Genomic DNA, 24,436 nt, shown 5'->3' on the forward strand with positions numbered 1-24,436 from the left:
ATATCCACATGCAGCGGGTTACCCGCGACACCAGCCCCGCCAAGGACGACCTGCGGGCACTCGAAGCCGCCATGGCGATTATCGTCAGGCACTTCCCCCCAAGTATCGCTCATCTGTTTGCCACCCCGCGCACTGGCAAGGACGGCCTGCGCGAATGGTGGTCGGACCTGCAAGGCCAACCGCACCGGTACCACGACCTGGGCGCCGAGCAGCAGGCCGCCTTGCTGCGCCTGTATGACGAGCGCCAGGACGCCGTGCGCCAACTGGTCGGCAAACTGGAAAGCCTGGGCCAGGCCAACGAGGCGGCGCTGTTGCGCAAGCTGATCGGGCCTGCCGACCTGAACAACCTGTACAGCGTCAACGGGCAACCGCTGGTGGTGCGCTGGGCCGAGCCTGCAGCGCCCAAGCCCGCGCCGGCACCCATGCCGCCACCGGCGCCAGTGGTGCGCCGGCGCTGGATATGGCTGCCGTGGTTTCTGCTGCCCCTGCTTGGCCTGCTGTTGCTGGCCCTGGCCTTGTGGTTCGGCTGGCCTTACCTGCAGCACTGGTTTGCCAGCCGCGAGACCACGCCGTTCGCCTGTGTGAAGGACACGCGGATACAGCCGCCGGAATTTTCCGTGGTGCTCGACACCTCAGGTTCGATGCAACTCAACGTGGCCACCACCCAGGAAGACGAGCAATGGTACTTCCAGCACATCAATGATGACCCGAACATCGATCAGCAACGTGTTGCGCAGCTTACCCAAGCCCCCGTGCGCATGGACGTGGCCAAGAGCAGCCTGACCCACCTGATCAACGACCTGCACCCGGCGGTGGACATGCGTGTGGTGACGTTCAATGGCTGCCGCACGCCGGTCGACCATGGCGTGTTCACGCTGGCCCAGCGTGCGGATCTGATCAAAGGTATCCAGGCGCTGGTTCCCGATGACGGCACCCCGCTGGCAGCCAGCCTGGACGTGACCGCCAGAGCCATGAACGGCCGCGACCGCGACGGTGTGATCCTGATGTTCATCGACGGCGCGGACGGTTGCGAGCAGGACGTTTGTGCCGTGGCACAACGGATTGCCCGGGAACAACCCCGCCTGCGCGTCAACCTGATCAACATCAGCAACAGCAACCTGGCCAGCTGCGTCGCCGAACACACCGGTGGCCGCATCTATTCCGCCAACGATGCCGAGCAGGTAGCCGCGGCCATCAGGGATGCCAGCCAGGAAGTCTCCAGCACGGCCGATTGCGACTAGGAAAAACCATGCAAAGGGTAAACCGCGACACCCATGCCAGCCAGGATGCGGCCAGTGCCCTCGAACAGAGGGTGGCGCTGATTCGCCAGCACTTTCCACCAGGCATCGCCCATCTGTATGCAACCCCCAGGCAGGGGCGCGATGGCGTGCTGGAATGGTGGTCGGAGCTTGAGGGGCAACCGAATCTGTATGCCACGCTCGGGCGCGAACAGCAGGCTGCCCTGCTGAAACGCTACGAGGAGCGCCAGGCAGCCGTCGGCCAGCTGGCGGACGAGTTGCAAAGGCGCGGCCAGGCACCTGCAGCAGAGGCTTTGCGCACGCTGGTCGGGCCACCGGACCTGGCCAACCTGTACAGCATCAACGGCGAACCGCTGGTGATTCGCTGGGGACAACCGACACCCGTCGCGCCGCCACCGCCACCGCCACCGCCACCGCCAAAAGTAGCGTCGATCAAACCAAAGCCCGCGCCAGCACCGGTGAGAACACGGACCGTTGTGACCGTCGAACGCCGCCCCCTGCGCCTTTGGCCCTGGCTGCTGTTTGGCCTGTTATTGCTGCTGCTCTACTGGCTGTACAGCAGCTGGCCCGTGCTGTACCAGCGCTGGCAGGGCTACACGCAGACCGCAATCTGTACGCCGGGGGGTGCCTTCCAGGCGTCGGAGTTTGCAGTGGTGCTGGACACCTCCGGCTCCATGGACCAGCGCATCAGGGTAAAAAAGCAGGATGACCCTTGGTACATCAGCCTGCTGGCACGTATTCCCTTCGTCGATGAACTGCTGGCCAACAACCAGCCGCAACGGCTCACCCGCATGGACGTGGCAAAAAGCTCACTGACCTCGGTAATCGGCGACCTGGACAAGGCTGTAGAGATGCGCCTGGTCACCTTCAATGGCTGCCGCAGCCCGGTCGATCACGGCGTATTCGGCCAAGGCCAGCGCGCCGATCTGATCAAGCGTATTGCCGGCCTGGATGCTCGGGGCGGAACAGGCCTGGGCATCAGCCTGCAAGCGGCAGCCAGCAAGATGAACGGGCGTGACCGGGATGGGGTGATCGTGATGTTCGTGGATGGCCGGGACAGTTGCGGCACCAGTGTCTGCAGCGTGTCGGAGCAGATAGCCAAGAGCCAGCCACGGTTGCGGATCAATGTGGTCAATATCAGCGCCAGCACCGGCTCCAACTGCGCCGCCAGCAATACCGGCGGGCGGGTGTATACCGCCAATGATGCTGCGGCCGTTGCCGCAGCACTCAAGGAAGCGAGCCAGGAGGTAGCCGCGAGCGGTTGCCTGTAGACGCAGCGATAGATGGCACCGGCTGCGCCGGTGTTCGCGGCTAAAGCCGCTCCCACAGATGCACCACAGGCCTTGAGGTCAGTGGCGTTCCTGCTGGGAGCAACTGTCTTGCATATCCCTTCGGGCCAGCACACGCCCTTGTAGGAGCGGCCTTGTGTCGCGATGGGCTGCGCAGCAGCCCCAGGGTTTGCGCACAGATGCACAAATTGCCGCGGCTGCTTCGCAGCCCATCCGACCGGTCCGGCGCCCCGGCAAGGCCGCTCCTACAGGTTCTGTGCCTGCCTTGAAGGCGATGCAGCCCTGTGGGAGCGGCTTTAGCCGCGAAGAGGCCCGCACAGGCGACCCATGATGACGTTTTTCAATCGACTCCATGCCGTTTCCTGCATTGCCGTGCAGAGCGCCGTGCCGGATGCTTTAGTTACTCCGAGACAGCGTTTTTTTCACCCGCAGAGGCCCGTATGAAGACCGTCGAACAAATCCTCAAAACCAAGTCCCAGCACCAGACCGTGTACACCATCGGCCCGGATGACTCGGTGCTCGACGCCCTGAAAGTGCTGGCGGAAAAAAACGTCGGTGCGCTGCCCGTGGTCGAGGGCAACCAGGTGGTGGGTATCGTCAGTGAACGTGACTATGCGCGCAAGCTGGTGCTCAAGGGCCGCTCGTCCGCCGCCACCCCGGTGCGCGAAATCATGAGTGCGCCGGTGGTTACCGTGGAACCCAAGCAGAACCTCGAATACTGCATGAACCTTATGACCAACCGCCACCTGCGCCACCTGCCGGTAGTCAGCAATGGCGAGTTGCTCGGGCTGCTGTCGATTGGTGATCTGGTGAAGGAAACCATCGCCGAACAGGCCAACCTGATCGCGCAACTTGAGCAATACATCCGCGGCGAATGAGCCGCCTCAATGGTAGGCGCGCTCCAGTTCGTCCAGCTGATGGTCGAAGCTGCGCAGACGCGCCGACCAGGTGTACACCAGCACTTCCAGGTCGCGATTGAGCACCGCGGTGTTGCCGTGGCCGCTGTGGGTGGGCTCGCCCAGGTCTAGCTGGTAGCGCTCACGGGCCATGGCCTGGGCCACGCTGGACAGGTCGCGGGCGTTGGCCAGCCAATGGTGATGGTGGTCATGGATTTCGCGGTCGAGCACCCGGCACTGGCGCTTCAGCGCATCCAGGCTCTGCTCCAGCGGCGTGCCCCTGAGTTCGCCCATGACCTCTTCGAACGTACGCCCGGAATGCCAGTAGCTGCCCCAGAAATAGCGGTCGAACACGGTTTCGACACGGCGCAGCGCGACCTTGGTGTTCCAGATGGTCAGCAGCGTTCGACCCTGGATCACTTCGCGCTTGTTCAGGTGCAGTTGCTGCCAGGCAATCCAGGTCAGCGCCACCAGTACAACCGCCACAGTGACTGCGGCAGCGGCATACAGGAAGTGCACCGCCTGGTTCATCGGTTGCGCCTGCCGGATGCCGTGGAAGTAACTGGCCGTCAGGATGCCCAGGATCGTCACGGAGCACCAGAAACCTGGTGCGTAGGGATCTTTCATCGCGCTATCCCCTTATTGTTTTCCTGAGCATAGCAACGGCCACTCACTCGTCAGGTGCCGCTCGGCACTTTATTTTTTCTGCGGGTGAAGCGCCTCGTTGAGTTGGTCGATCATTGGAATCCAGTCGTCATCGGCAATGTACTTTTCTTTCAGGAATGCCCGCTGCGAGTCATTCCAGAACGGGGCGTCAACCAGCTTCACATCGTCGTCGAGCGGCGAATGGGTGGTGATGAACCGGTCGATTTCGACAGGGTCGTCAGAGAGCCCCAGCTGTTTGAAAATTTCCGACAAAGGATGAATCGGCTTGTCCATGGTGCCTCCTCGATGCCGGGCCGATCGTCGACGACGTCAGCCCGGCTTGGGTTGAGAGCATCAGCTGAGCTCACGCACTTCGGCGCGTGGCACCAGCTTCAGGTATTGCTCCATGCTCATGTGAATCAGATGATCGTGATCACCCGCCTCCAGATAGACATCACCCTGACGGGTAAGGCTCGAATCCAGCAGCATTTTTATCTGGTAGGCATCGCCAAGGGCTGGCACCGCACCGCGTTCGCAGTCGTTGAACAGGCTTGGCAGGCCGCTTTCCCGGGTCAGCTGCCAAGCCCCGGACATACGCACCTTGGTCATGTCCAGGTGCCGGTTGGCCGGTAGCACAGCCATGATGTAGTTGCCATGACGGTCATCGAGCATCACCGACTTGGCGACCCGCTCGGCGGGCACGCCGGCCGTGCGGGCCGACTCCAGGCTGGTGGCCGAATGTGGGTGGGGAATGATGTCGTAGTCGCAGTTCGCCTTGTCCAGGCGGGCCTGCAGGGTCTTTGCCATACGCATGATGCACCTCCGGTTTCGCCCCCCAATCTCCAATTTTAGGCCGGGCAGCGGCAGGCAGGGCTAAACTTGTTCAATAGAGGCAAACGAGGTGACGACAGGTGGTTGCCTGCTGCTGGCGCTGGTTGTTGCTGCTGATGCTGCTTGGCATTCCGCCCGGCGGGCAGGCTGCGGCTGTTGCTGGGAGCCACGCCGTAATGGCGGCCAGCGAACAAGCCGTGTTGGTGGTTCCGGTGAGTTTCGCCGGGGCAGCCCTGATCCTGCTGGGCCTCGCCTTCATGATTGCCGAGCTGGTCCTGCCCAACTACGGCGTAGTCGGGTTCTTCGGCCTCATTGCTTTCATGGTCGGCGCATTGAGCCTGATCGACACCAACGCCCCTGGCTTCAGCCTGTCATTGACCCTGATCCTCTTCTTGGCGTTGCTCTTGGTATTGCTGCTGGCCGCAGTGCTGGGCATGGCCCTGAAGGCGCGCCGGCGGGCGTTGGTCAGTGGCGACGCTGGCCTGGTCGGCAGCCTGGCCACCGTGACTCAGGTAATAGCAGGCAACCCGTTCTCTGGCGTTGTGCAGGCCCAGGGCGAGCTATGGCAGGTGCAGTGCGCAACACCGCTGCAAGCTGGCCAGAACGTGCGGATCACCGCGCGCCTTGGCGTCAGGCTGGAAGTGAGCGCGGCCGCGCCTGCGGCGCAAGGAGAATGATCATGTTCATGCAAGTGGGTTTCACTGCCGTGCTGATCGTACTGGCGATGCTGTTGCTGTCGGCGTTCCGCATCTTGCGCGAATACGAACGCGGCGTGGTGTTCCAACTGGGGCGCTTCTGGCAGGTGAAGGGGCCGGGGCTGATCCTGTTGATCCCGGTGATCCAGCAAATGGTGCGGGTTGACCTACGCACCGTGGTTCTGGATGTCCCCCCTCAGGATGTGATCACCCGAGACAACGTCTCGGTCAAGGTGAATGCCGTGGTGTACTTCCGTGTGCTCGACCCACAGAAGGCAATCATCCAGGTCGAGGACTTTTTGGTAGCGACCAGCCAGTTGGCCCAGACTACCCTGCGGGCGGTACTGGGCAAGCACGAACTGGACGAGCTGTTGGCCGAGCGCGAGCAACTGAACCTGGACATCCGCCAGGTGCTGGATGCGCAGACCGATGCCTGGGGCATCAAGGTGGCCAACGTCGAGATCAAGCACGTCGACCTCAACGAATCGATGGTCCGCGCCATCGCACGCCAGGCCGAAGCCGAGCGTGAACGGCGGGCCAAGGTAATCCATGCCGAGGGGGAGTTGCAGGCGTCGGAGAAACTGATGCAGGCGGCCCAGATGCTGAGCAAGGAACCGGGAGCGATGCAGTTGCGCTATATGCAGACGCTAGGGACGATTGCCGGGGACAAGAGTTCGACCATTGTCTTTCCGCTGCCCGTGGATTTACTCAAGGGGTTGGTGGATAAGCAGAAATAGCGTTGGCCCATTCGCGGGCTTGCCCGCGAATGGCCTGAATGCGGTCTATCAGATTGGCGCGCGACGCAAGGTGGCCAGGAAAGTAGCCGCACCAATGAACAACCCGGCAAAGGTCCGGTTCAAGCGCTTCTGTTGCTTGGGCGTGCGCAGCAGGCGCAGCACCCGCGAGGCCAGCCCGGTGTACCCGGCCATCACCAGCAGGTCGACACTGACCATGGTCACGGTAATCGCCACATATTGCGGCAGCAGCGGTGCATGGGGGTTGATGAACTGTGGCAGCACCGCCAGCATGAACACCAGCGCCTTGGGGTTGCTGACATTGACCAGGAAGCCGCGGAACACCAGGCTCAGCGGTTTGCCGATCGGGCGCACGCCGGATTCATCAGTCATGTCCATCGGCAGGGCGCGCCATTGCCTGTAGGCCAGGTAGACGAGGTAGGCGACGCCGAACCATTTGATGAACTGGAAGGCCGTGGCCGAGGCGGCCAATACGGCACCGACGCCGGCGGCGATGATGGCGATTTGCAAAATCAGGCCCAGTTGCAGGCCCAGGGCGTTCCAGTAACCACGCCAGAAGCCGTATTGCAGGCCACTGGACATCGAGGCAATCGCCCCGGCACCGGGTGACAGGCTGATCACCCAACAGGCGGCAAAGAAGCCCAACCATACTTCCATCGACATCACACACCTCGCTCGAACATATGTTGCAAAACGTTAAGCTAAGGGGTTGGTGAAAAAATAACCAGTTATTTTTGATGGGTTTGTGTTGCCTGAGCTGGCCTCTTCGCGGGTAAACCCGCTCCCACAGAATCTCCACAGGGTTTGAAGGCGGTAAAGTACCTGTGGGAGCGGGTTTACCCGCGAAGAGGCCGGATCAGGCAGAGCTGCCCTTTCAGGACAGCGCCTCAAGCTCAGCCTGCATGCTTTCAAGGCTTTCCAGCGCCTCCATCCAGGCCTCTTCCAGCTCACCTTCGCGTTGCTTGAGCTTGGTCTGGCGGGCCAGCAGGTCACGCAGCTCGTCCTTGCGCGCGGACTCGTACAGGCCAGCGTCGCCCAGCGCGGTCTCGATCTCGGCCAGTTGCGCGTGCACCTGGTTAAGTTCGCTTTCAAGCTTGTCGGCGGCCTTCTTGTGCGGTGCCAACTGCTGACGCAAGGCGGCAGCGGCCTGGCGCTGGGCCTTCTTGTCGGTCTTGTCCGGGTTGACCGGGGCAGTGCTGGCCGGCGCACTGCGCTGGCGGAACTCGACCAGCCAGCGGCTGTAGTCGTCGAGGTCGCCGTCGAACGTTTCGACCTTGCCATCGGCTACCAGCAGGAAGTCGTCGGTGGTGCTCTTGAGCAGGTGACGGTCGTGGGAAACCACCACCACAGCACCGGCAAACTCCTGCAAGGCCATGGTCAGCGCCAGGCGCATTTCCAGGTCCAGGTGGTTGGTCGGTTCGTCGAGCAGCAGCAGGTTCGGCCGCTCCCAGGCAATCAGCGCCAGCGCCAGGCGGGCCTTTTCGCCACCGGAGAAGTTCACCACCGGCTCTTCGCAGCGGGCGCCATGGAAGTCGAAGCCACCCAGGAAGTCGCGCAGGGTCTGTTCACGCTCGGTGGGGGCGATGCGCTGCAGGTGCAGCAGCGGGCTGGCCTTGTCGTCCAGCGAGTCCAGCTGGTGCTGGGCGAAATAGCCTACGGCGAGGTTTTCGCCACGGACCAGGCGGCCCGACAACGGCTCCAGCTCACCCGCCAGGTTCTTGATCAGGGTCGACTTGCCGGCGCCGTTAGGGCCGAGCAGGCCAATGCGCGCACCCGGGGTGAGTTGCAGCTTGACCTTGTCGAGGATCGCCTTGTCGCCATAACCCAAGCGGCCTTCGGACATGCTCAGCAACGGGCTGGAGATTTTCTGCGATTCGCGGAAGACGAAGTCGAACGGCGAATCGACATGCGCCGCCGAAAGCTCTTCCATGCGCTCCAGGGCCTTGATCCGGCTTTGTGCCTGGCGGGCCTTGGTGGCCTGTGCCTTGAAGCGGGCGATGTACTTTTCCATGTGCGCGCGCTGCGCCTGTTGCTTCTCGTAGGCCTGTTGCTGCTGCGCCAGGCGCTCGGCACGGGTGCGCTCGAAGGCGGTATAGCCGCCCTTGTACAGGTTCAGCTTGCGCTGCTCGACATGCAGTACGTGGTCGACCACGGCATCGAGGAAGTCACGGTCGTGGGAAATCAGCAACAATGTGCCTGGGTAGCCCTTGAGCCAGTCTTCCAGCCACAGGATGGCGTCGAGGTCCAGGTGGTTGGTGGGCTCGTCGAGCAGCAGCAGGTCGGACGGGCACATCAGTGCCTGGGCCAGGTTCAGGCGCATCCGCCAGCCGCCGGAGAAGTCGCCGACACGGCGGTCCATCTGCTCATTGGTAAAGCCCAGGCCGGCCAGCAACTTGCGCGCACGGGCGTCGGCGGTGTAGCCGTCGGCGCTTTCCAGCTCACTGTGCAGCCGCGCCAGGGCGGTGCCGTCGTGGGCTTGCTCGGCGGCAGCCAGTTCGGCCTGGACCTTGCGCAGGCGCACGTCGCCGTCGAGCACATAGTCCACAGCCAGGCGGTCGAGGGTGTCGACCTCTTGCCGCATGTGGGCGATGCGCCAGTCACCGGGCAGCTGGCAATCGCCGGCATCGGGCGACAGCTCACCGCGCAGCAAGGCGAACAGGCTGGATTTTCCGGCGCCGTTGGCGCCGATCAGGCCGGCCTTGTGACCGGCGTGCAGGGTCATCTCGGCGCCTTCTAGCAAGCGCTGCGGACCACGCTGTAAAGTGAGGTTGGATAGTCTGATCATGATGGTCGCGGAGTCTACCAGCTTCCTCGGCCCATAGCGCGAGTGGAACCATGCACACCGACCTGTGGAATCACGCCCTGGCCCTGTACGCCAGGCCCGGCGTGGAAGCCGCCTGCCTCGACCTGCAGGCGCTGGGTGGCGATGTCTGCCTGCTGCTGTGCGCAACCTGGCTGCAGGCACGTGGCATTGCCGTGCTGGACGAGCGTGCGCAGGCATTGAGAGAAGTTGCCGGGCCCTGGCAACGTGACGTGGTCGCCCCGCTACGCAGCCTGCGCCAGCAATGGCGAACGGCAGCGCAGGGTGATGCGCAGCTGGCGCTGTTGCGTGAACAGGTGAAGGGGTTGGAGTTGCAGGCCGAAAAGGCCTTGCTGGCACGCTTGCAGGTGCAGGCGCTGCAGTGGCCCGCGGACTCGCGTGAGCCCACGGGCGACTGGCTGGCCCGGCTGGCGCCGGACCAGGCTCGGCATCACGACGCGTTGGTAAAGTTGCGCGTCGCGGCGGCTGCGCCTCAGGACGCCGAAGACGGCGCCTGAGCCGGGGTGCTGGCGGCTGCCGACGGTGCTACCGCAGCGGCCTGAGAGGCCGAGTTGGTTGCGGCAGCCGGAGTGCTGGCGGCAGGCGTAGCCGGCTTGGTTTCGGCTGGCTTGCTGGCAACGGGCTTGGCGGCTGCTGGTTTGGCGGCGGTGCGGGCTGGGGCCTTGGCGGCAGCTGGTTTGGCTGCAGCAGTGGCTTTGGCTGCTGGCTTCGCCGCTGGCTTGGCTGCAGCAGCGGTTCTGGCAGCTGGTTTCGCTGCAGGCTTGGCTGCAGCGGTGGCTCTGGCAGCTGGTTTCGCCGCTGGTTTGGCAGCAGCGGAGGCTCTGGCAGCTGGTTTCGCCGCTGGCTTGGCTGCAGCGGTGGCTTTGGCAGCTGGCTTGGCCGCAGGTTTGGCAGCAGCGGCTTTGGCGGCTGGTTTCGCTGCAGGTTTGGCAGCGGCAGAGGTCCTGGCAGCTGGCTTGGCTGCAGGTTTCGCGGCAGTGGGTTTGGCCGTTTTGGCTGCACGCAGGTCAAGCGCCTTGACGGCAGCTTCGCGAACCTTGCCTACACCTTGGGCCAGCTTGAGGCTGTCCTGGGCATCACGCTTGAGTTGCTGAATGTATGCGCGGGTCTGGGTTTGACGTTCCTTGAGGGAGTCGAGCAGTTCTTCAAGTTCGCCAATGCCTTTTTGCGCCTTGGTTTGCGCCTTGGCTTTACCGGCCTTGGCAGCGTCTTGCAGTTTCAGGCGCCCGTTGTGCAGTTTTTCCTGTGCCTTGCCGCGCTGCTTTTCCAACTTGGCCAACAGTTTTTCCGCATCAGCCAGCGCTTGCGAGCAGGCTTCTTCCAAGTGTTCGAGCAGGCTGCCCGAAAGTTGCTGGAGCAGGTGTAACGGCGTACTTACTGGCTTCTTTTTGGCCGACATGGTTTACCTCCTGACTGACGAGATTGCGGCTCATACTATGCTTCTGCTGCTACCGCCGCTAGGGCATGTTGACAGTAATATTTACGCCGCGTTGCATGCCTGGGCAAAGTTGTTATCTTGCAGCTCCGTGCAAGTGTAGTTGCTGAATAAATCATTGCTGATATTTGGCAATTGCCTGACTTGCAGCACATCCCTTGTAGGAGCGGCCTTGTGTCGCGATGGGCTGCGAAGCAGCCCCGGGATTTCAGCGTCTACGCAAATATTGATGGGGCTGCTTCGCAGCCCATCGCGACACAAGGCCGCTCCTACAAGGACCGCGAGCACACCATAGATAATCTAACGCTGGCATACTTCCCCGCTCATTGGCGCAGGAACAGACCATGCCTCGATATCTTGTTTTAGGTTTATGCCTGTTGGCACCCCTCGCCCTGGCCGACAGTGATGAACACGACCTCGCCTACAGCCTCGGCGCCAGCCTGGGTGAGCGGCTGCGCCAGGACATGCCAGGCCTGCAACTGGACGCGCTGGTCGAAGGCTTGCGCCAGTCCTACCAAGGGCAGCCGCTGAAGCTGGACAAGGCGCGCATGCAGGCCGTGCTGCAGCAGCATGAGGCACGGGAGGGCGATGCCGAGACGCAGAAACAGCAGGCGGCCGAAAAGCGCTTCATGGCCAATGAGCGCGGGCGCTATGGGGTGCATGAATTACCGGAAGGCGTGCTCTACAGCGAACTGCAAGCAGGCACGGGCGCGCAACCGAAAGCCGGCGGCAAGGTGCAGGTGCGCTACGTGGGCAGGTTGCCGGATGGTTCGGTGTTCGACCAGAACCAGACGCCGCAGTGGTTCAGCCTGGACTCGGTGATCGAAGGTTGGCAGGTGGCCTTGCCGCAAATGCACGCTGGCGCCAGATGGCGCCTGGTGATTCCGTCGGCACAAGCCTATGGCGCCGACGGCGCGGGTGACCTGATTGCACCCTATACACCCTTGGTGTTCGAGATCGAACTGCTGGCAGTTGGCGACTGACGCCAACCTCAGGCCTGGACCGCGCCCTCTTCCTTGTGCGCGTTGTGCAGCACTTCGATCAGGCAGTCTTCCAGTTCGAAGCGCTCGTGCAGCAGGCCACCCAGCTTGCCCAGCTTTTCAGCGAAGCGTTCGGTGTCCTTGCACTCGCCTTTCGCGCAATGGTCATTGAAGGCCAGCGCGATCTGGGTGATGTCGTTGATCCGTGGGTTGATCTCTTCGGCCAGTTTCAGCGCTTTCTCGTCATCGAAAGCCTTGGCCTCACTGACCAACTGTTCACAGACCTCGAAATGCCACGCCGAACAATAGTCGACAAGCAGGCCGCAAAAATCCCCGTTCGTGTCTTTGTCGGCAAAGGCCAGCTTTACATCGCGCAATGCGCGGAAAGCCTGCACCAGTTCCTGGCGCTCCTCCAGCCAACGGTCGATCAGCTTGTGAACCCCACCCCAGCGTTCCTGAGCGTTCTGACAACTATCGAGCATGGCGATCTCTTCCCTTCTGGGTAGATGCCGCTGCACCTCGCACCACGACCGCGCAGCACAAAGGTGACATCAGCAGGACGGCATCGAGCAGTTGTGTTTTCGGAATACGTGCTGCGAGATTATTCCCGCGCGTGCTGCCCTTCAAGGTACGCAGCGTACAAAGTTCATACAAGTGTTTAATACCCTGTTACACCGCCATTGGTCGCGCTGATGGTGCAACCTTGCGCCCGGTCATGTTCTTGCCAGGCTGCGGAAACGATACGCCAGCAGGCAACTCAAGGGCAGCACCGCCAACAGCAGGAATGCCAGCAGGCTCCACTCAGGCAAGGTCAGGTCTAGAAAGCTCCAGGTCAGCGAGCTGCAGTCCGGGCCACCGAGCAACAGCTGCCGGGCTGCCTCGCCCCAGGCCTGCTCGAACACCCGCCCGATCGGCATCGGGCATACATGAACAGCCCTGCCAGCGCCTTGCAGCCAGACATGCCGCGCTGCCAGCAACGCCCCGCCCAATGCGCAAGCCAACGTCGCCCATGCGTAACGCCGAATGCCCCGTGCACCTGGCGCCTGCAGCACAGCGGCCAGGCTCAGCAGCGCGTACAAGGCAAGCAGCAAACGCTGGCTGAAGCACAAGGGGCATGGCACCAGCCTGAGGATGCTTTCAAGATGGAAGGACGCAGCCAGTACTGCCAGTGCGGCCAGGCAAGCAGGAAGGAAAAAGGTGCGTAAACGGGCCGGCAGCATGGGCGGTGGAGGTCCCGGGGAAGAGGTAGTGGCTTGAAACGGTAGAGGAAAGACGCGCTTTGTTTCAAGGCACGACAGCAACGACAAGTCGCTGAAACGCGTAGGAAATTTCCACTGCCCCAGTAGGAGGCGACTGAAGAAATGGCGTGCAGATCTAACGTGCAACGCTAGATAAATTACCAGCCCCCAAAGCCCGCACCTTGGCGCGGGCTTTGGGGTCGGTCAGGCGCGCTCGCCTTCTGGCAGGGGCAGGGCCAGCAGGCGTTCGTCCAGCAGGCCAAGGCCCTCCTGGAACAGTTGGTTGCTGCGCTCGGTCTCGCCCAGGCCGGCGAGCAGGCGGGCCAGTTCGGCACAGGCCTCGGGGTTGCGCTCCATGCGCAGGCTGCTTTCCAGGTAGTCACGCGCCTTGCCCCACAGGCGGTTCTGCAGGCTCAGGCGGCCCAGGGTCAACAGCAGGCTGGCGTCTTGCGGGTGAGCCTTGAGCCAGCCTTCGGCGGTTTGCAGTTGGCGGGCCGGGTCATCGCCGCGCACCAGTCCGTACAGGCGGGCCAAGTGGCTTTCGTAGTCACGTTTAAGGGCCGTGCGCAGGACTTGCTCGGCCTCGCTCTGCGCGCCCACCTGACGCAACTGCTCAGCGTAGGCCAGCACCAGTTGCGGCTCTTGGCGCTGGGCAGCGGTCAGCTGCTGCCAGGCGCGTTCCAATGCCTGGCGGGCGCTTTGCGCATCCTCGCCACGGGTGGTGGCCAGGCTCAGGTTCTGGCCCCAGGCACGCTGCTCCAGGGCAGCCAGCTCGGCGACCGGTAGCACCTTGCCCTTGCGCAGGTCAGGCAGCAGGCGGATCAGGGCTGACCAATCACCGCGCTCCAGGTACAGGCGCTGCAGCAGCCGCAGCACTTGGCTGTTATGCGGGTGACGCTCCTGCATGGCCAGCAGCGTTTCCAGGGCTCCGTCGCTTTCGCCACGGTCCATCTGCAGCTGGGCATGCGTCAGTGCGATGGCCAGTTCTGCCTGCGGCTGACGCTCCAAGGCGCGCTCGAGCAAATTGTCACTGTCTTCGGTACGGCCCTGCTCGTTGGCAGCTCGCGCAGCACCGAGGTAGTACAGCAGCGGCTGGCGCTCGGCCTCGGCGGCGCGGTGCAGGTGGCGCTGGGCACTGGCCCAGCGGCCCTCGGCGAGGTCGAGCTGGCCCTGTTCGATGGCCAGCCGGATGCGCCGGCTGCGGTTGCGCCGCGACCACGGGTTGACCACACCACTGGAGGTCAGCACCAAGCCAACCAGGTAGCGCAGCAACCACAGCAGCAGGACGACCGCCAGCAGCCCGCCAAGGGCTGCCCACAGCCCCGACTGATAGCGGAAGCCACCATAGGAAATCAGCACGTAGCCGCTGTGCTTGGCGACTGCGATACCCAACGCCGCGGCGACCACAATGGCCAGTACGGCCAACAGGTAGACACGCTTCATGGCTTGCCCCCTTCAGCCTCGGCCGGCAGATGACGGCGCTGGATGTAGGCCTGCACGGCCGCCAGGCTTTCGCTGAGGTCGGGCGTTACTACCGACACCGGCTGCTCGGCCAGCGCATTGAGGCTGTCGAGCATGGCCTTGCTTTGCGGGTTGTCGGCGTTGAAGTTGGCCAGCAACACGCTGCGGGCATCGTCCAGCGCCTGGGTGTAGACCTTGGCATCGCCGTTGAGCGCCGCCCACTGGGCCTGCTCGATGGTCAGGCTCAGGGCCAGGCGCAGCTGGTTCAGTTGCTGCCCGGCCAGCAGCGGACGCACGTTGTCATCGGCGTTGAAGTCGATCTGGAAGTACTTGGAAATCTCGGCCCACCACTGCGACAGGCGGCTGGCCCCATCACCGTCAGCCGTCAGCGCGCCGAGGGCATCGGCATTGCTGTCGAACTCAGGCGACTGGGCGCTCAGCTGCTGGACCAGTTCGCGCTGTGCAGCCAGTTTCAGGAACAGGCCGGTACGGTCGGGTTGCTGGGTGCTGTTGAGCGTGGCCAGGCTGCGCGCCAGCTGCTCACGGGCGGCAAAGGCACCCGGGTCACTCTGCTCGCGCAGGATCTCGTCGGCGCCTTCGACCAGCGCCTTGGCACTGGTGATGTCCTGCAAGGCCGACAGGCGCAGGGTGGCCAGGCGCAACAGGTGCTCGGCTTCGGCCAGGCGCCATTCCTTACGGCTTTCACCCAGCGCGGTTTCCAGGCGCTGGCTGAGGCGCTGCTGGTCGCCCTGCAATTGCGCCACCAGCCGGCGGCGGTCTTCCAGCTCGCTGGCCGCCGGCAGGCTGGCCAATTGCGCGCTGATCTGCTGTTCGCGCTGCTGCAGGGCCTCGGCACGCTGGTTCAGCGCCTCGATGTGCTGGCCCTGGTTGAACTCGCTGCCTTGCAGTTGACGCACCTGCCAGACACCCCAGCCCCCTACCGCCACCCCGGCTGCGCCGAGCAGCAAGGCCAATGCTGCCAGGCCACTGCCGGAGCGCTTGGCAGGTGGGGTGGTAACGGGGTCCGCCGGCGCCTGTGCCGACGGCTGATCGTTATTGGACAAGACAGTCTCGCTCACGTATCCATCCTTTGCATGGGGGCGCATCGCGTTCAGCTTAGCGCCTTAAGAGGCAGGTGCAGCGCTACGCTGCACAGCTACCAGCAAGGCCGTGGCACTGGCGCCACGGCAATCCACAACCTGTTGGGCCCCGGCGGCCCTGGCCTGGTCGGCGACCCGCGGGCTGGGTACGAACAGCGGCAGCCGGGCCAGCTGCGGCCAATCGGCGCCCGCCAGCTGCTGCAAATGTTCCAGACCCTGCCCACTGCTGACCACCAGGCCATTGAGGCGTTCCGCTTCGATGCGGCGCATCAGCGTGCCCGCCGGGTAAGCCGGCAGGCAGCGACGATACAGTTCCAGATAATCGACACTAGCACCTTGCTCTGCAAGACGCTCTGCCAGCAGTTCGCGACCTCCGACGCCGCGCACGATCAACACCCGCGGTGCCGGCACGGCAACAGCCTGGCGCAGGGCCGGCAGCACCAGCAAGGCTTCGCTGTCATCACCACGCGGTGGGCAGCTTACTTCGAGGCCCGCGTCCTGCAACACGGCAGCAGTGGCCTCACCTACGGTGAACCAGCCTTGCCCAGGCGGCTGCAGGCGGGCTTGGGCCAGTTGTTCCAGCAACAAGCGGGCGGCCGGTTTGCTGACCACGATGATTGCCTGGAAGCTGTTGAGCCCTTGCAGCAACACTTGCTGCCGCGCTTCGAGGCCAACGGGTGCAATTTCCAGCAGCGGCAAGCAACTGCTGGCCACCCCCGCTGCCGCCAGGCTTTGCGCCAGCGCCGCGCAGTCCTCGGCGGGCCGGGTCAGCAACAGGCGCCATTGGCTCACGGGTGGCCGGCCTCGCCATAGACTTCCTTGAGGATGGCCTCAGCGCCCTGCCCCAGCAGGTCTTCAGCCACCTGCACGCCCAGCGCCTCTGCAGCCGCACGGGGTGCGCGGGCATCGGCCACCAGCAGGGTGCCGCCGCTCGGTTGGCCGACCAGGCCGCGCAACCACAGCTGGTCGCCGTCAAGCACCGCGTAGCAGGCGATCGGCACCTGGCAGCCGCCATTCAGGCGTTTGTTCAGGGCGCGCTCGGCCACTACCCGGTCGGCGGTGTCGGTGTGGTGCAGCGGCGCCAGCAGGGCATGGATTTCATGGTCGGCGCTGCGACACTCGATACCCACCGCGCCCTGCCCACCCGCCGGCAGGCTGTCATCAACGCTGATGGTGGCGGTGATGCGGTCTTCGAAGCCCAGGCGAATCAGGCCGGCGGCGGCGAGGATGATGGCGTCGTACTCGCCGGCATCGAGCTTGGCCAGGCGGGTGTTGACGTTGCCGCGCAGGAAGCGGATTTGCAGGTCCGGGCGGCGCGCCAGCAGCTGGGCCTGGCGGCGCAGGCTGGAGGTGCCGACGATGCTGCCGGCAGGCAGCGCTTCGAGGCTGGCGAAGGTATTGGAGACGAAGGCATCGCGCGGGTCTTCGCGCTCGCAGATGCAGTAAAGGCCCAGGCCTTCAGGGAAGTCCATGGGCACGTCCTTCATCGAATGCACGGCGATGTCGGCTTCGTTGTCCAGCAAGGCAGTTTCCAGTTCCTTGACGAACAGGCCCTTGCCGCCGATTTTTGCCAGCGGCGCGTCAAGCAGCTTGTCGCCGCGGCTGACCATGGGCACCAGGGTCACCAGCAGACCGGGGTGGGCCTGCTCGAGGCGGGCTTTGACGTATTCGGCCTGCCACAGGGCCAAGGCACTTTTACGGGTGGCAATGCGGATTTCGCGAGTGGACATGGAACGACCCGATCCAGAGAAATGCTGTCGATGATAACAGCATCGCCGGGATCGCTAGCAGATGTGGATCAGTTGAGGGCCCCTTCGCGGCTAAAGCCGCTCCCACAGGTTTACCACTGCCTTCAGAGCGGTACTTTACCTGTGGGAGCGGCTTCAGCCGCGAACAAGGGCGCAGCCCTTGCCATGCGGGCGCATTGTCAGAGGGTCTGCATCATCTTGCGCACGCCGGCCACATGGCGCCGGCTGACGGTCAGGGCATCGCCGTCCAGGCCTTTCAGGTACAGCTGAAAGTGCCCCAGCGGGGTGCGCTGCAGGCGCTCGATACGTTCACGGGCGACTAGCGCATTGCGGTGGATACGCACAAAGCGTTCGCCAAATTCGTCTTCCAGGGCCTTGAGTGGCTCGTCGAGCAGCACTTCGCCTGTTTCGTGGCGCAAGGTCACATATTTGTGGTCGGCAATGAAATAGATCACCTGGGGCAAAGGGATCAACTCGATGCCTTTGCGCGTGCGGGCACTGATATGGCTGCGTGGGCCGCCACCTTCATTGGCCGGCCGGGTCAGCGCCGCCAACTGGGCGCGGTTGGGTTTTTCGGCCTTGCGCAAGGCATCGCGCAACGCCTGGGCCTGGATCGGTTTGGTCACATGGCTGAGGGTACTGTCCTTGAATGCCTCGGCACCGTATTCATCATCCCCGGTGCAAAACACCACCGCCGGCGGCGCCTCGCGCTCGCACAGGCGAGCAGCAACCTGCAGGCCATCCAGGCCTGGCATGCCGATGTCCAGCAGGACCACATCGGGCTTGAGGCTTTCGATCAGCGTCAGGGCCTCTTCGCCGTTGGTGGCGCTGGGCTCCAGTACGGTGTAACCCTCCAGTTCGCCGAGCAGCCGGCTGAGGCGTTCGCGGCCTTGGGGTTCGTCATCAACGATCAGGACATTCATAATTGCGCTGGATTCCTGAATGAGTCTCGCACAGGTATAGCGTAGACAGGTGTGGTTCGAGCGACACTGCGGTCACGCTCTAGACCGGTGCGATGGCCAAAGATTCACTCGGCTGGCAGATTCACTGCCAGTCCTCTGTCCAACTGTAGACGGTCCGTGGAACACTGCCGTTCATTCCTTAAAATCCTTCACTGCCATTTTCCGGGCATTTCTCTCGACCGGCGCCCTGCGGCAGCCAGCCCAACCCTGCTATCATCGGCGCCACTTTTTCGTTCACGCCTGCAATGAGTGAATCCATGAGCACCGACAAGACCAATCAGTCCTGGGGCGGCCGCTTCAGTGAGCCCGTCGACGCCTTCGTCGCCCGTTTCACCGCCTCGGTCGACTTCGACAAGCGCCTGTACCGCCACGACATCATGGGTTCGATCGCCCATGCCACCATGCTGGCGCAGGTCGGCGTGCTCAGCGATGCCGAGCGCGACACCATCATCGATGGCCTGAAGACCATCCAGGGTGAAATCGAGGCCGGCAACTTCGACTGGCGCGTCGACCTCGAAGACGTGCACATGAACATCGAAGCACGCCTGACCGACCGCATCGGCATCACCGGCAAGAAGCTGCACACCGGCCGTAGCCGCAACGACCAGGTAGCCACCGACATCCGCCTGTGGCTGCGCGACGAGATCGACCTGATCCTGGCCGAAATCACCCGTCTGCAGCAGGGCCTGCTGGAGCAGGCCGAGCGTGAAGCCGAAACCATCATGCCCGGCTTCACCCACCTGCAGACCGCGCAGCCGGTCACCTTCGGCCACCACCTGCTGGCCTGGTTCGAAATGCTCAGCCGCGACTACGAGCGCCTGGTCGACTGCCGCAAGCGCACCAACCGCATGCCGCTGGGCAGCGCCGCGCTGGCCGGCACCACCTACCCGATCGACCGCGAACTCACCTGCAAGCTGCTGGGCTTCGAGGCCGTGGGCGGCAACTCGCTGGACGGCGTGTCGGACCGCGACTTCGCCATCGAATTCTGCGCAGCGGCCAGCGTGGCGATGATGCACCTGTCGCGCTTCTCCGAAGAGCTGGTGCTGTGGACCAGCGCGCAGTTCCAGTTCATCGACCTGCCCGACCGCTTCTGCACGGGTAGCTCGATCATGCCGCAGAAAAAGAACCCCGACGTGCCAGAACTGGTACGTGGCAAGACCGGCCGTGTATTCGGCGCCCTGACCGGCCTGCTGACCCTGATGAAGGGCCAGCCGCTGGCCTACAACAAGGACAACCAGGAAGACAAGGAGCCGCTGTTCGACGCCGCCGACACCCTGCGCGACTCGCTGCGAGCCTTTGCCGACATGATCCCGGCGATCAAGCCCAAGCACGCCATCATGCGTGAAGCGGCCCTGCGTGGTTTCTCCACCGCTACCGACCTGGCCGACTACCTGGTACGCCGTGGCCTGCCGTTCCGTGACTGCCACGAGATCGTTGGCCATGCGGTGAAGTACGGCGTGGACACCGGCAAGGACCTGGCCGAGATGAGCCTGGACGAACTGCGCCAGTTCAGCGACCAGATCGAACAGGACGTGTTTACCGTGCTGACCCTGGAAGGGTCGGTGAATGCGCGTGACCACATTGGTGGTACGGCGCCGGCGCAGGTGCGGGCTGCGGTTGTGCGTGGCAAGGAGCTGCTGGCTTCGCGTTAAGGCCTATTGCGAGGGCTTTGCCCTCGTTCGCGGGTGAACCCGCTCCCACAGGTATTGCGCCGGTTTCAAAAACTGAGCAGTCCCTGTGGGAGCGGGTTTACCCGCGAATGGCCCCAACACTGGTCTCAGCGCTTGCCGCTACGAATCATCTCCATGAAGGCCGGCATCGCCGCCTCTTTTTCCGCCACGATCCGAGCCATGTGCGGGTTCTCGCCCATCAGCTGTAGCAACGCCTTGGCCTGCGGGAAGTCCGCCAGGAAGTCGATGTTCAGCACCTTCTTGCCCACCGCGTAGGCCAGGTCGACCGAGAAGCAGAACATCAGGTCTGCCAGGGTCAGCTGTTCACCCGCTACATACGGTGCAAAACGCCCGTTGCGCTTGAGCGTGGCAAAGCCGGCCAGCAAATCGGCCCGGGCCTTTTCCTTGACCAGCGGTTCCACCGACATGCCAAAGAACGACTCGGCGTAGCAGGTACGTGCCGGCAGCTCGATGTATAGCTCGATTTCCTTGAGTAGCTCGCGCACCTTGGCCTGGCCAAACGGGTCGGCCGGCAACAGTGCCTTGCCGCCCTGGGTCTGTTCGATATAGTCGAGGATCACGCTGGTTTCGCTGAGGAAACCGTGTTCGGTTTCAAGCACCGGCACTTTGCCGCGCGGGCTCACTGCCAGCGCCTGTGGCGCCTGGCCGCCATAAAATGCGACTTCCTCGAAGGGCAGGCCTTTTTCCAACAGGGCCAGCTTGACCATGTTGTAGTAGTTGCTGACCGAGAATCCATGAAGCTTGAGCATGAGGTAACAGCCTCCAGGCCGTAAGGGGTTGGCTGGGCTTTTATAGACCGATCGCCCGCCCCTGACCAGCGTCATGCACCCCGTCAATGCCCGGGCATTGCCGCCACAGGCGTGGCACACTGTGCATCCAGAAGAAGGAGATTTGCCATGAGCGAGTATGACGACGACCTTTATGACGATGACGACGACGATTCAGAGTTCGCCAGAGGAGCGCTAGTCGAAGCCGTCCAGAACCAAATTGACGCTGGAGATCCACCTGCGGCTAAAGCCACCTTCAACAAGCTGACTCTGGTCGGATACGAGCGTCAGGACATCCTGAACCTCATGGGTCAGGTGCTGGCGGTCGAGGTCTATAACATGATGACGGAAAAACGGGCGTTCAATCTGCAATGGTATGAGAGCGCTCTGCGTGCTTTGCCTGAGCTGCCTGCTGAGCTGCGTCAAGGCGAGGACGAATAACCCGGCTACACTCGAAGATCAGGCACCGTAGAGAGTGCCGTAATCCTTGTCTGGAAGTCAGGAGTCGCCATGCCTTTTACCAAAGATCTGATCGATGAAATGGAAGTACTCGCGCTGTTCAAGCACGACAGCAGCCAGGAAGGCATCAAGATAACCAGCACCGCATCCCCGGCCCTGATCGCGGCCGCGCAACGCCTGCATGAAAAGGGGCTGACCGATCAGCCTGATGGCGGCTACCTGACCAGCCTGGGTCATGACGCTGTCGAAAGTGTCCAGCTGTTGCAGAACATTCTCAAGGCGCCACAGCCGGCCTGAGTGACGACTTGGGCAACCCTTGATACTGCGCGGTCCCTGTGGGAGCGGCTTTAGCCGCGAACACCGGCGAAGCCGGTGCCATACACCGCGTCGCCTGATTCGCGGGTAAACCCGCTCCCACAAAAAACTGCGCAAACTTAGGTCAGTTTGCAGTAGCCTTGCGCTTTTCCGCCAGGCGCGAGCGCCCGTACAGGAACACGATCGCCAGCAAGGCCACCGCCTGCGCCGACAGCGAGTAGGCATCGGCATGTATCCCCAGCCAATCGAACTCGAAGAACGCCACCGGTCGCGTGCCCAGCACCCCGGCTTCTTGCAGCGCCTTCACGCCATGCCCGGCGAACACCACCGACAGCGCACACAGCAGCGCGGCGTTGATGCTGAAGAACAGCGTCAACGGCAACTTGGCCGAACCGCGCAGGATCACCCAAGCCAACCCCACCAGCAGCACCAGCGCCGTGGCGCCACCGGCCAGCACCGCCTGGTGCCCGGCCGGCCCTGCCTGCAGCCACAGGGTTTCGTAGAACAGGATCACTTCGAACAGCTCGCGGTACACCGAGAAGAACGCCAGCACGGCAAAACCGAAGCGGCCACCGCCGCTGACCAGGCTGCTCTTGATGTAGTCCTTCCATGCCGCGGCGTGGCGACGGTCATGCATCCACACGCCCAGCCACAGCACCATCACTGCGGCGAACAGCGCCGTGCAGCCTTCGAGCAGTTCGCGCTGGGCCCCGCCTACATCTATCACATAGGCTGCCAGCGCCCAGGTGGCAAAGCCGGCGACCAGTGCCAGCGCCCAGCCGATGTTAACGCTGCGCACCGCCGACTGCTGGCCGGTGTTACGCAGGAAGGCCAGGATTGCCGCCAATACCAGAATGGCTTCAAGGCCCTCGCGCAGCAGGATCAGCAAGCCGGAGATGTAGCTCAGCGACCAGCTCAGGCCATCACTGCCCAGTAGCTTGGCGGCCTGGTCGAGCTTGCTTTTAGCTTCGGCCAGACGCTGTTCGGCCTGGGCTACAGGCATGCCGTCCTGCAGGGACTGCCGGTAGGCCATCAGCGACTTTTCGGTGTCCTTGCGCGCCTGGGTGTCAATGTTGTCCAGCGAGCTTTCCACCAGCTCAAAGCCTTCCAGGTAGGCCGCTACCGACAGGTCGTAGGCCTGGTCGTGGTCACCTGCGCGGTAGGCCGCCAGGCTCTTGTCCAGGGTGCTGGCGGTGTATTCGAGCAATTGCGCCGGGCCGCGTTTGACCTGAGGCGGCTGGGCACGCTGGGCGCGGAACGCCTCCAAGGCCCCTGCCCCCTCGTTGGCAGCCACTTCTGCGGGTGTCTGGCGAGCCAGGTCGGCGATATTCCAGGTCTTGTCGCCTTTGCCGGCTTCTGGCTTGGCGGTGAAGCTGGCGATGTAGGCGGCCACGTCCCAGCGCTGGCGGTCGTCCAGTTGGTCGGCAAAGGATGGCATCTCGGTGCCGTCGATGCCCAACGCCAGGGTGTTGTAGAGGTCGAACAGGCTCAACTGGTCAAGGCGGGCGACATCGCGCAGGTTGGCCGGGGCGGGCTCCAGACCGACGCCAGCCGGGCCATCGCCGGCACCGGTGTCGCCGTGGCAGATCGAGCAGTTTTGCGCATACAGCGAAGCGCCACGGGCCGGGTCCGGGGTGATTATCGGGGCCTGGCTGACCTCGTAAGCCACGGCCAGGCGCGCGCCCAGCTGGCGGGCCTGCTTGGCAACAGCCGCGCCCTCATGGCGCTGGTCGATTGCCTGGCGCAGCGCCTGGATGCCCTGTTCCAGGGCAGCTTGCTCGGTATTGGAGGGCAGACCTTTGACCAGTTCGGCCAATACTGTGCTGAATTCCTGCTGCTCGCGGTATTCGCCATCGTCGATCACCTTGCCGTCCTGCACGGTCGGCGGGTAGTCGGCACCAATATAATCCAGCAAGTGCAGGGCCTTGGTAGCCTCGGCGGGGGCTTCGGCCAATGCCGCAGTGCTGCACAGCGCCAGCACCGGGCCGAGCAATAATGCCGGCAGCCAGGCAAGCAGACGGGAACGGGTTTTCATGGCCAGTCTCGAAGGGAATGCGAAAGAGAACATTGTTCACTTCCACTTTGCATCGCTCAAGGGTGCTGGGCGGATTTCATGAAAAATCTTGGTACAAATCTGATGAAACGGGATGTTCTGGGCGAGGACCGGACGCGATCGCTGTGGGTGCGGGTTCACCCGCGAAGAGGCCGGACCTGCTGGCCAATATCCCCTGGCCATTCACCTTCGCAGCCTCCACCGCATTCGCGGGTGAACCCGCTCCTACATTGATCGTTGGCACATCTAAATCGCTGGTGTGGCACAGGCCGGTGTAGGAGCGGGTCTACCCGCGAATAGGCCGGGCCTGCTGGCCAATACCCTTGGCCATTCACTGTCGCAGGGACCACCGCATTCGCGGGTAAACCCACTCCCACAGCGGCCCCAGACTATTGAAGAACCTTGTTCAGCCCTAGCTCCATATCATCAATCAGCGCCTTGGCCATCTCACTGAGTATCCGCGCAGCACTGCCGGCAATACGGTCGTTTTCCATTTCCGCTTCGGTGGTCAGGTGGCGGATGCAGCCGAGCAATACCGATAACTGAGAAAAGGCATGGCTGAACGGCACATTGGGCTGCAGGCGGAACAGGTCGAAGGTTTCCACCCCTGCGGTTGCAGAGTCTCTTGGATCATTGCTCATCGGGTCGCTCCTTGATCGTGGTGGGTTGCATGTGTGTGATCGCACACGGCATTGATCAGGCGGCAGAGCAATCGAACATTCATGCCCATGGCATTGCGCATGTCGCCAGGAGGATTGTCGAGCAGGGCTGTGGTGGTGTGGTCGATGGTCAGGGTGAGGGCGCTGATCAGCTCTTCGCAGTCTTTGGGGGTAAGTGGGTCGGCTACCGATATGGCGGGTGGGTCTAGCAGAAGTAATTCGGTAACAGATGAATCGTGGATGAGTTTTTTCATGATCGCATTCCTGGTGAATGATCTATGAACTGCAATCCTCTTCGTCTCACGGAAATTGGGTGGCAGTCGTGCGAGGGATGAGACCCGGGCTCACAGGAAAACCCGACCAGGCGAAAGCCTGCC

26 protein-coding genes and 1 pseudogene are annotated in these 24,436 nt (G+C 63.2%); 10 read left to right on the forward strand and 17 right to left on the reverse strand.

Annotated elements, in window-relative coordinates; genetic code table 11:
- Window positions 1-8 precede the first annotated feature (8 nt).
- The 3 genes from IAE39_RS09340 (at window position 9) to IAE39_RS09350 (ending at window position 3,426) form a co-directional block, all read left to right on the forward strand.
- Window positions 9-1,241 (forward strand): VWA domain-containing protein, encoded by a 1,233-nt coding sequence (locus IAE39_RS09340; RefSeq protein WP_201201540.1) that lies wholly within the window; start codon window positions 9-11, stop codon window positions 1,239-1,241.
- Window positions 1,242-1,249: 8 nt separating this feature from the next.
- A complete protein-coding gene (locus tag IAE39_RS09345; protein ID WP_201201542.1) occupies window positions 1,250-2,530 on the forward strand; it encodes a VWA domain-containing protein in 1,281 nt (426 codons plus the stop codon).
- Between the two features lie 458 nt (window positions 2,531-2,988).
- Window positions 2,989-3,426: a CBS domain-containing protein gene (locus IAE39_RS09350; RefSeq protein WP_201201544.1), complete on the forward strand. Its 438-nt coding sequence runs from the start codon at window positions 2,989-2,991 to the stop codon at window positions 3,424-3,426.
- A 6-nt stretch (window positions 3,427-3,432) separates the two neighbouring features.
- On the opposite strand, the gene IAE39_RS09355 is transcribed toward IAE39_RS09350, so the two are convergent.
- The 3 genes from IAE39_RS09355 to IAE39_RS09365 form a co-directional block, all read right to left on the reverse strand.
- Window positions 3,433-4,071 (reverse strand): NADH:ubiquinone oxidoreductase subunit N, encoded by a 639-nt coding sequence (locus IAE39_RS09355; RefSeq protein ID WP_201201546.1) that lies wholly within the window; start codon window positions 4,069-4,071, stop codon window positions 3,433-3,435.
- A gap of 69 nt (window positions 4,072-4,140) precedes the next feature.
- Entirely contained in the window at window positions 4,141-4,383 is a 243-nt protein-coding gene (locus IAE39_RS09360; protein ID WP_201201548.1) for a DUF2789 domain-containing protein, read from the reverse strand.
- 60 nt (window positions 4,384-4,443) lie between these two features.
- Window positions 4,444-4,902: an aminoacyl-tRNA deacylase gene (locus tag IAE39_RS09365; RefSeq protein ID WP_201201551.1), complete on the reverse strand. Its 459-nt coding sequence runs from the start codon at window positions 4,900-4,902 to the stop codon at window positions 4,444-4,446.
- A gap of 125 nt (window positions 4,903-5,027) precedes the next feature.
- On the opposite strand from IAE39_RS09365, the pseudogene IAE39_RS09370 reads away from it, so the two are divergent.
- Both IAE39_RS09370 and IAE39_RS09375 read left to right on the forward strand, forming a co-directional pair.
- Window positions 5,028-5,597, forward strand: a pseudogene (locus tag IAE39_RS09370) (NfeD family protein); the annotation flags it as partial.
- A 2-nt stretch (window positions 5,598-5,599) separates the two neighbouring features.
- Window positions 5,600-6,352 carry a slipin family protein gene (locus IAE39_RS09375; protein ID WP_201201553.1) on the forward strand — a complete coding sequence of 251 codons (753 nt, stop codon included), beginning with the start codon at window positions 5,600-5,602 and terminating at the stop codon, window positions 6,350-6,352.
- Window positions 6,353-6,400: 48 nt separating this feature from the next.
- Here the strand turns inward: IAE39_RS09375 and IAE39_RS09380 are convergent, their stop codons facing one another.
- Window positions 6,401-7,033 (reverse strand): LysE family transporter, encoded by a 633-nt coding sequence (locus IAE39_RS09380; protein WP_201201556.1) that lies wholly within the window; start codon window positions 7,031-7,033, stop codon window positions 6,401-6,403.
- Between the two features lie 211 nt (window positions 7,034-7,244).
- Complete coding sequence (locus IAE39_RS09385; protein ID WP_201201564.1) at window positions 7,245-9,155, reverse strand: ATP-binding cassette domain-containing protein; 1,911 nt, start codon at window positions 9,153-9,155, stop codon at window positions 7,245-7,247.
- 50 nt (window positions 9,156-9,205) lie between these two features.
- Here IAE39_RS09385 and IAE39_RS09390 point away from each other — a divergent pair, with 50 nt between their 5' ends.
- Entirely contained in the window at window positions 9,206-9,688 is a 483-nt protein-coding gene (locus IAE39_RS09390; RefSeq protein ID WP_201201566.1) for a TIGR02444 family protein, read from the forward strand.
- Here the strand turns inward: IAE39_RS09390 and IAE39_RS09395 are convergent.
- Window positions 9,664-10,590 (reverse strand): AlgP family protein, encoded by a 927-nt coding sequence (locus tag IAE39_RS09395; protein ID WP_201201568.1) that lies wholly within the window; start codon window positions 10,588-10,590, stop codon window positions 9,664-9,666. The two genes, IAE39_RS09390 and IAE39_RS09395, sit on opposite strands and share 25 nt — an antisense overlap.
- A gap of 380 nt (window positions 10,591-10,970) precedes the next feature.
- On the opposite strand from IAE39_RS09395, the gene IAE39_RS09400 reads away from it, so the two are divergent.
- A complete protein-coding gene (locus IAE39_RS09400) occupies window positions 10,971-11,609 on the forward strand; it encodes an FKBP-type peptidyl-prolyl cis-trans isomerase (protein ID WP_201201569.1) in 639 nt (212 codons plus the stop codon).
- Between the two features lie 8 nt (window positions 11,610-11,617).
- On the opposite strand, the gene rsd is transcribed toward IAE39_RS09400, so the two are convergent.
- The 7 genes from rsd to IAE39_RS09430 all read right to left on the reverse strand — a co-directional run bounded on the left by rsd (window position 11,618) and on the right by IAE39_RS09430 (window position 18,076).
- The gene (gene rsd / locus IAE39_RS09405; RefSeq protein WP_201201570.1) at window positions 11,618-12,088 is read right to left on the reverse strand and encodes a sigma D regulator; all 471 of its coding nucleotides are present in this window, start codon (window positions 12,086-12,088) and stop codon (window positions 11,618-11,620) included.
- Window positions 12,089-12,319: 231 nt separating this feature from the next.
- Entirely contained in the window at window positions 12,320-12,826 is a 507-nt protein-coding gene (locus IAE39_RS09410) for a disulfide bond formation protein B (protein WP_201201575.1), read from the reverse strand.
- Between the two features lie 222 nt (window positions 12,827-13,048).
- The gene (locus IAE39_RS09415) at window positions 13,049-14,287 is read right to left on the reverse strand and encodes a heme biosynthesis protein HemY (protein ID WP_201201577.1); all 1,239 of its coding nucleotides are present in this window, start codon (window positions 14,285-14,287) and stop codon (window positions 13,049-13,051) included.
- Window positions 14,284-15,384, reverse strand: coding sequence for a uroporphyrinogen-III C-methyltransferase (locus IAE39_RS29635; protein ID WP_328825603.1), 1,101 nt, complete (start codon window positions 15,382-15,384; stop codon window positions 14,284-14,286). Before IAE39_RS29635 ends, IAE39_RS09415 begins: the two co-directional genes overlap by 4 nt.
- 45 nt (window positions 15,385-15,429) lie before the next feature.
- Window positions 15,430-16,197: a uroporphyrinogen-III synthase gene (locus IAE39_RS29640; RefSeq protein WP_328825604.1), complete on the reverse strand. Its 768-nt coding sequence runs from the start codon at window positions 16,195-16,197 to the stop codon at window positions 15,430-15,432.
- On the reverse strand, window positions 16,194-17,135 hold the full coding sequence (gene hemC / locus IAE39_RS09425) for a hydroxymethylbilane synthase (RefSeq protein WP_201201579.1): 942 nt from the start codon (window positions 17,133-17,135) through the stop codon (window positions 16,194-16,196). Before hemC ends, IAE39_RS29640 begins: the two co-directional genes overlap by 4 nt.
- Window positions 17,136-17,332: 197 nt before the next feature.
- A complete protein-coding gene (locus IAE39_RS09430) occupies window positions 17,333-18,076 on the reverse strand; it encodes a LytR/AlgR family response regulator transcription factor (RefSeq protein WP_201201582.1) in 744 nt (247 codons plus the stop codon).
- 296 nt (window positions 18,077-18,372) lie between these two features.
- On the opposite strand from IAE39_RS09430, the gene argH reads away from it, so the two are divergent.
- Complete coding sequence (argH, locus tag IAE39_RS09435) at window positions 18,373-19,767, forward strand: argininosuccinate lyase (RefSeq protein WP_201201585.1); 1,395 nt, start codon at window positions 18,373-18,375, stop codon at window positions 19,765-19,767.
- A gap of 125 nt (window positions 19,768-19,892) precedes the next feature.
- On the opposite strand, the gene IAE39_RS09440 is transcribed toward argH, so the two are convergent.
- The gene (locus IAE39_RS09440; RefSeq protein ID WP_201201587.1) at window positions 19,893-20,555 is read right to left on the reverse strand and encodes a glutathione S-transferase; all 663 of its coding nucleotides are present in this window, start codon (window positions 20,553-20,555) and stop codon (window positions 19,893-19,895) included.
- 147 nt (window positions 20,556-20,702) lie between these two features.
- Between IAE39_RS09440 and IAE39_RS09445 the strand changes: the two genes are divergently transcribed.
- Complete coding sequence (locus IAE39_RS09445) at window positions 20,703-21,014, forward strand: hypothetical protein (RefSeq protein WP_201201589.1); 312 nt, start codon at window positions 20,703-20,705, stop codon at window positions 21,012-21,014.
- Window positions 21,015-21,083: 69 nt separating this feature from the next.
- A complete protein-coding gene (locus tag IAE39_RS09450) occupies window positions 21,084-21,329 on the forward strand; it encodes a TIGR02647 family protein (protein ID WP_201201591.1) in 246 nt (81 codons plus the stop codon).
- A 142-nt stretch (window positions 21,330-21,471) separates the two neighbouring features.
- Here IAE39_RS09450 and IAE39_RS09455 read toward each other — a convergent pair whose 3' ends face one another.
- The 3 genes from IAE39_RS09455 to IAE39_RS09465 all read right to left on the reverse strand — a co-directional run bounded on the left by IAE39_RS09455 (window position 21,472) and on the right by IAE39_RS09465 (window position 24,313).
- Window positions 21,472-23,415: an FTR1 family protein gene (locus tag IAE39_RS09455; RefSeq protein WP_201201593.1), complete on the reverse strand. Its 1,944-nt coding sequence runs from the start codon at window positions 23,413-23,415 to the stop codon at window positions 21,472-21,474.
- A 374-nt stretch (window positions 23,416-23,789) separates the two neighbouring features.
- Window positions 23,790-24,041 (reverse strand): DUF3077 domain-containing protein, encoded by a 252-nt coding sequence (locus IAE39_RS09460; protein ID WP_201201595.1) that lies wholly within the window; start codon window positions 24,039-24,041, stop codon window positions 23,790-23,792.
- Entirely contained in the window at window positions 24,038-24,313 is a 276-nt protein-coding gene (locus IAE39_RS09465; protein WP_201201597.1) for a hypothetical protein, read from the reverse strand. Before IAE39_RS09465 ends, IAE39_RS09460 begins: the two co-directional genes overlap by 4 nt.
- Window positions 24,314-24,436 lie beyond the last annotated feature (123 nt).

Source organism: Pseudomonas sp. S37, from assembly GCF_016658545.1.
Taxonomy (GTDB): Bacteria; Pseudomonadota; Gammaproteobacteria; order Pseudomonadales; family Pseudomonadaceae; genus Aquipseudomonas.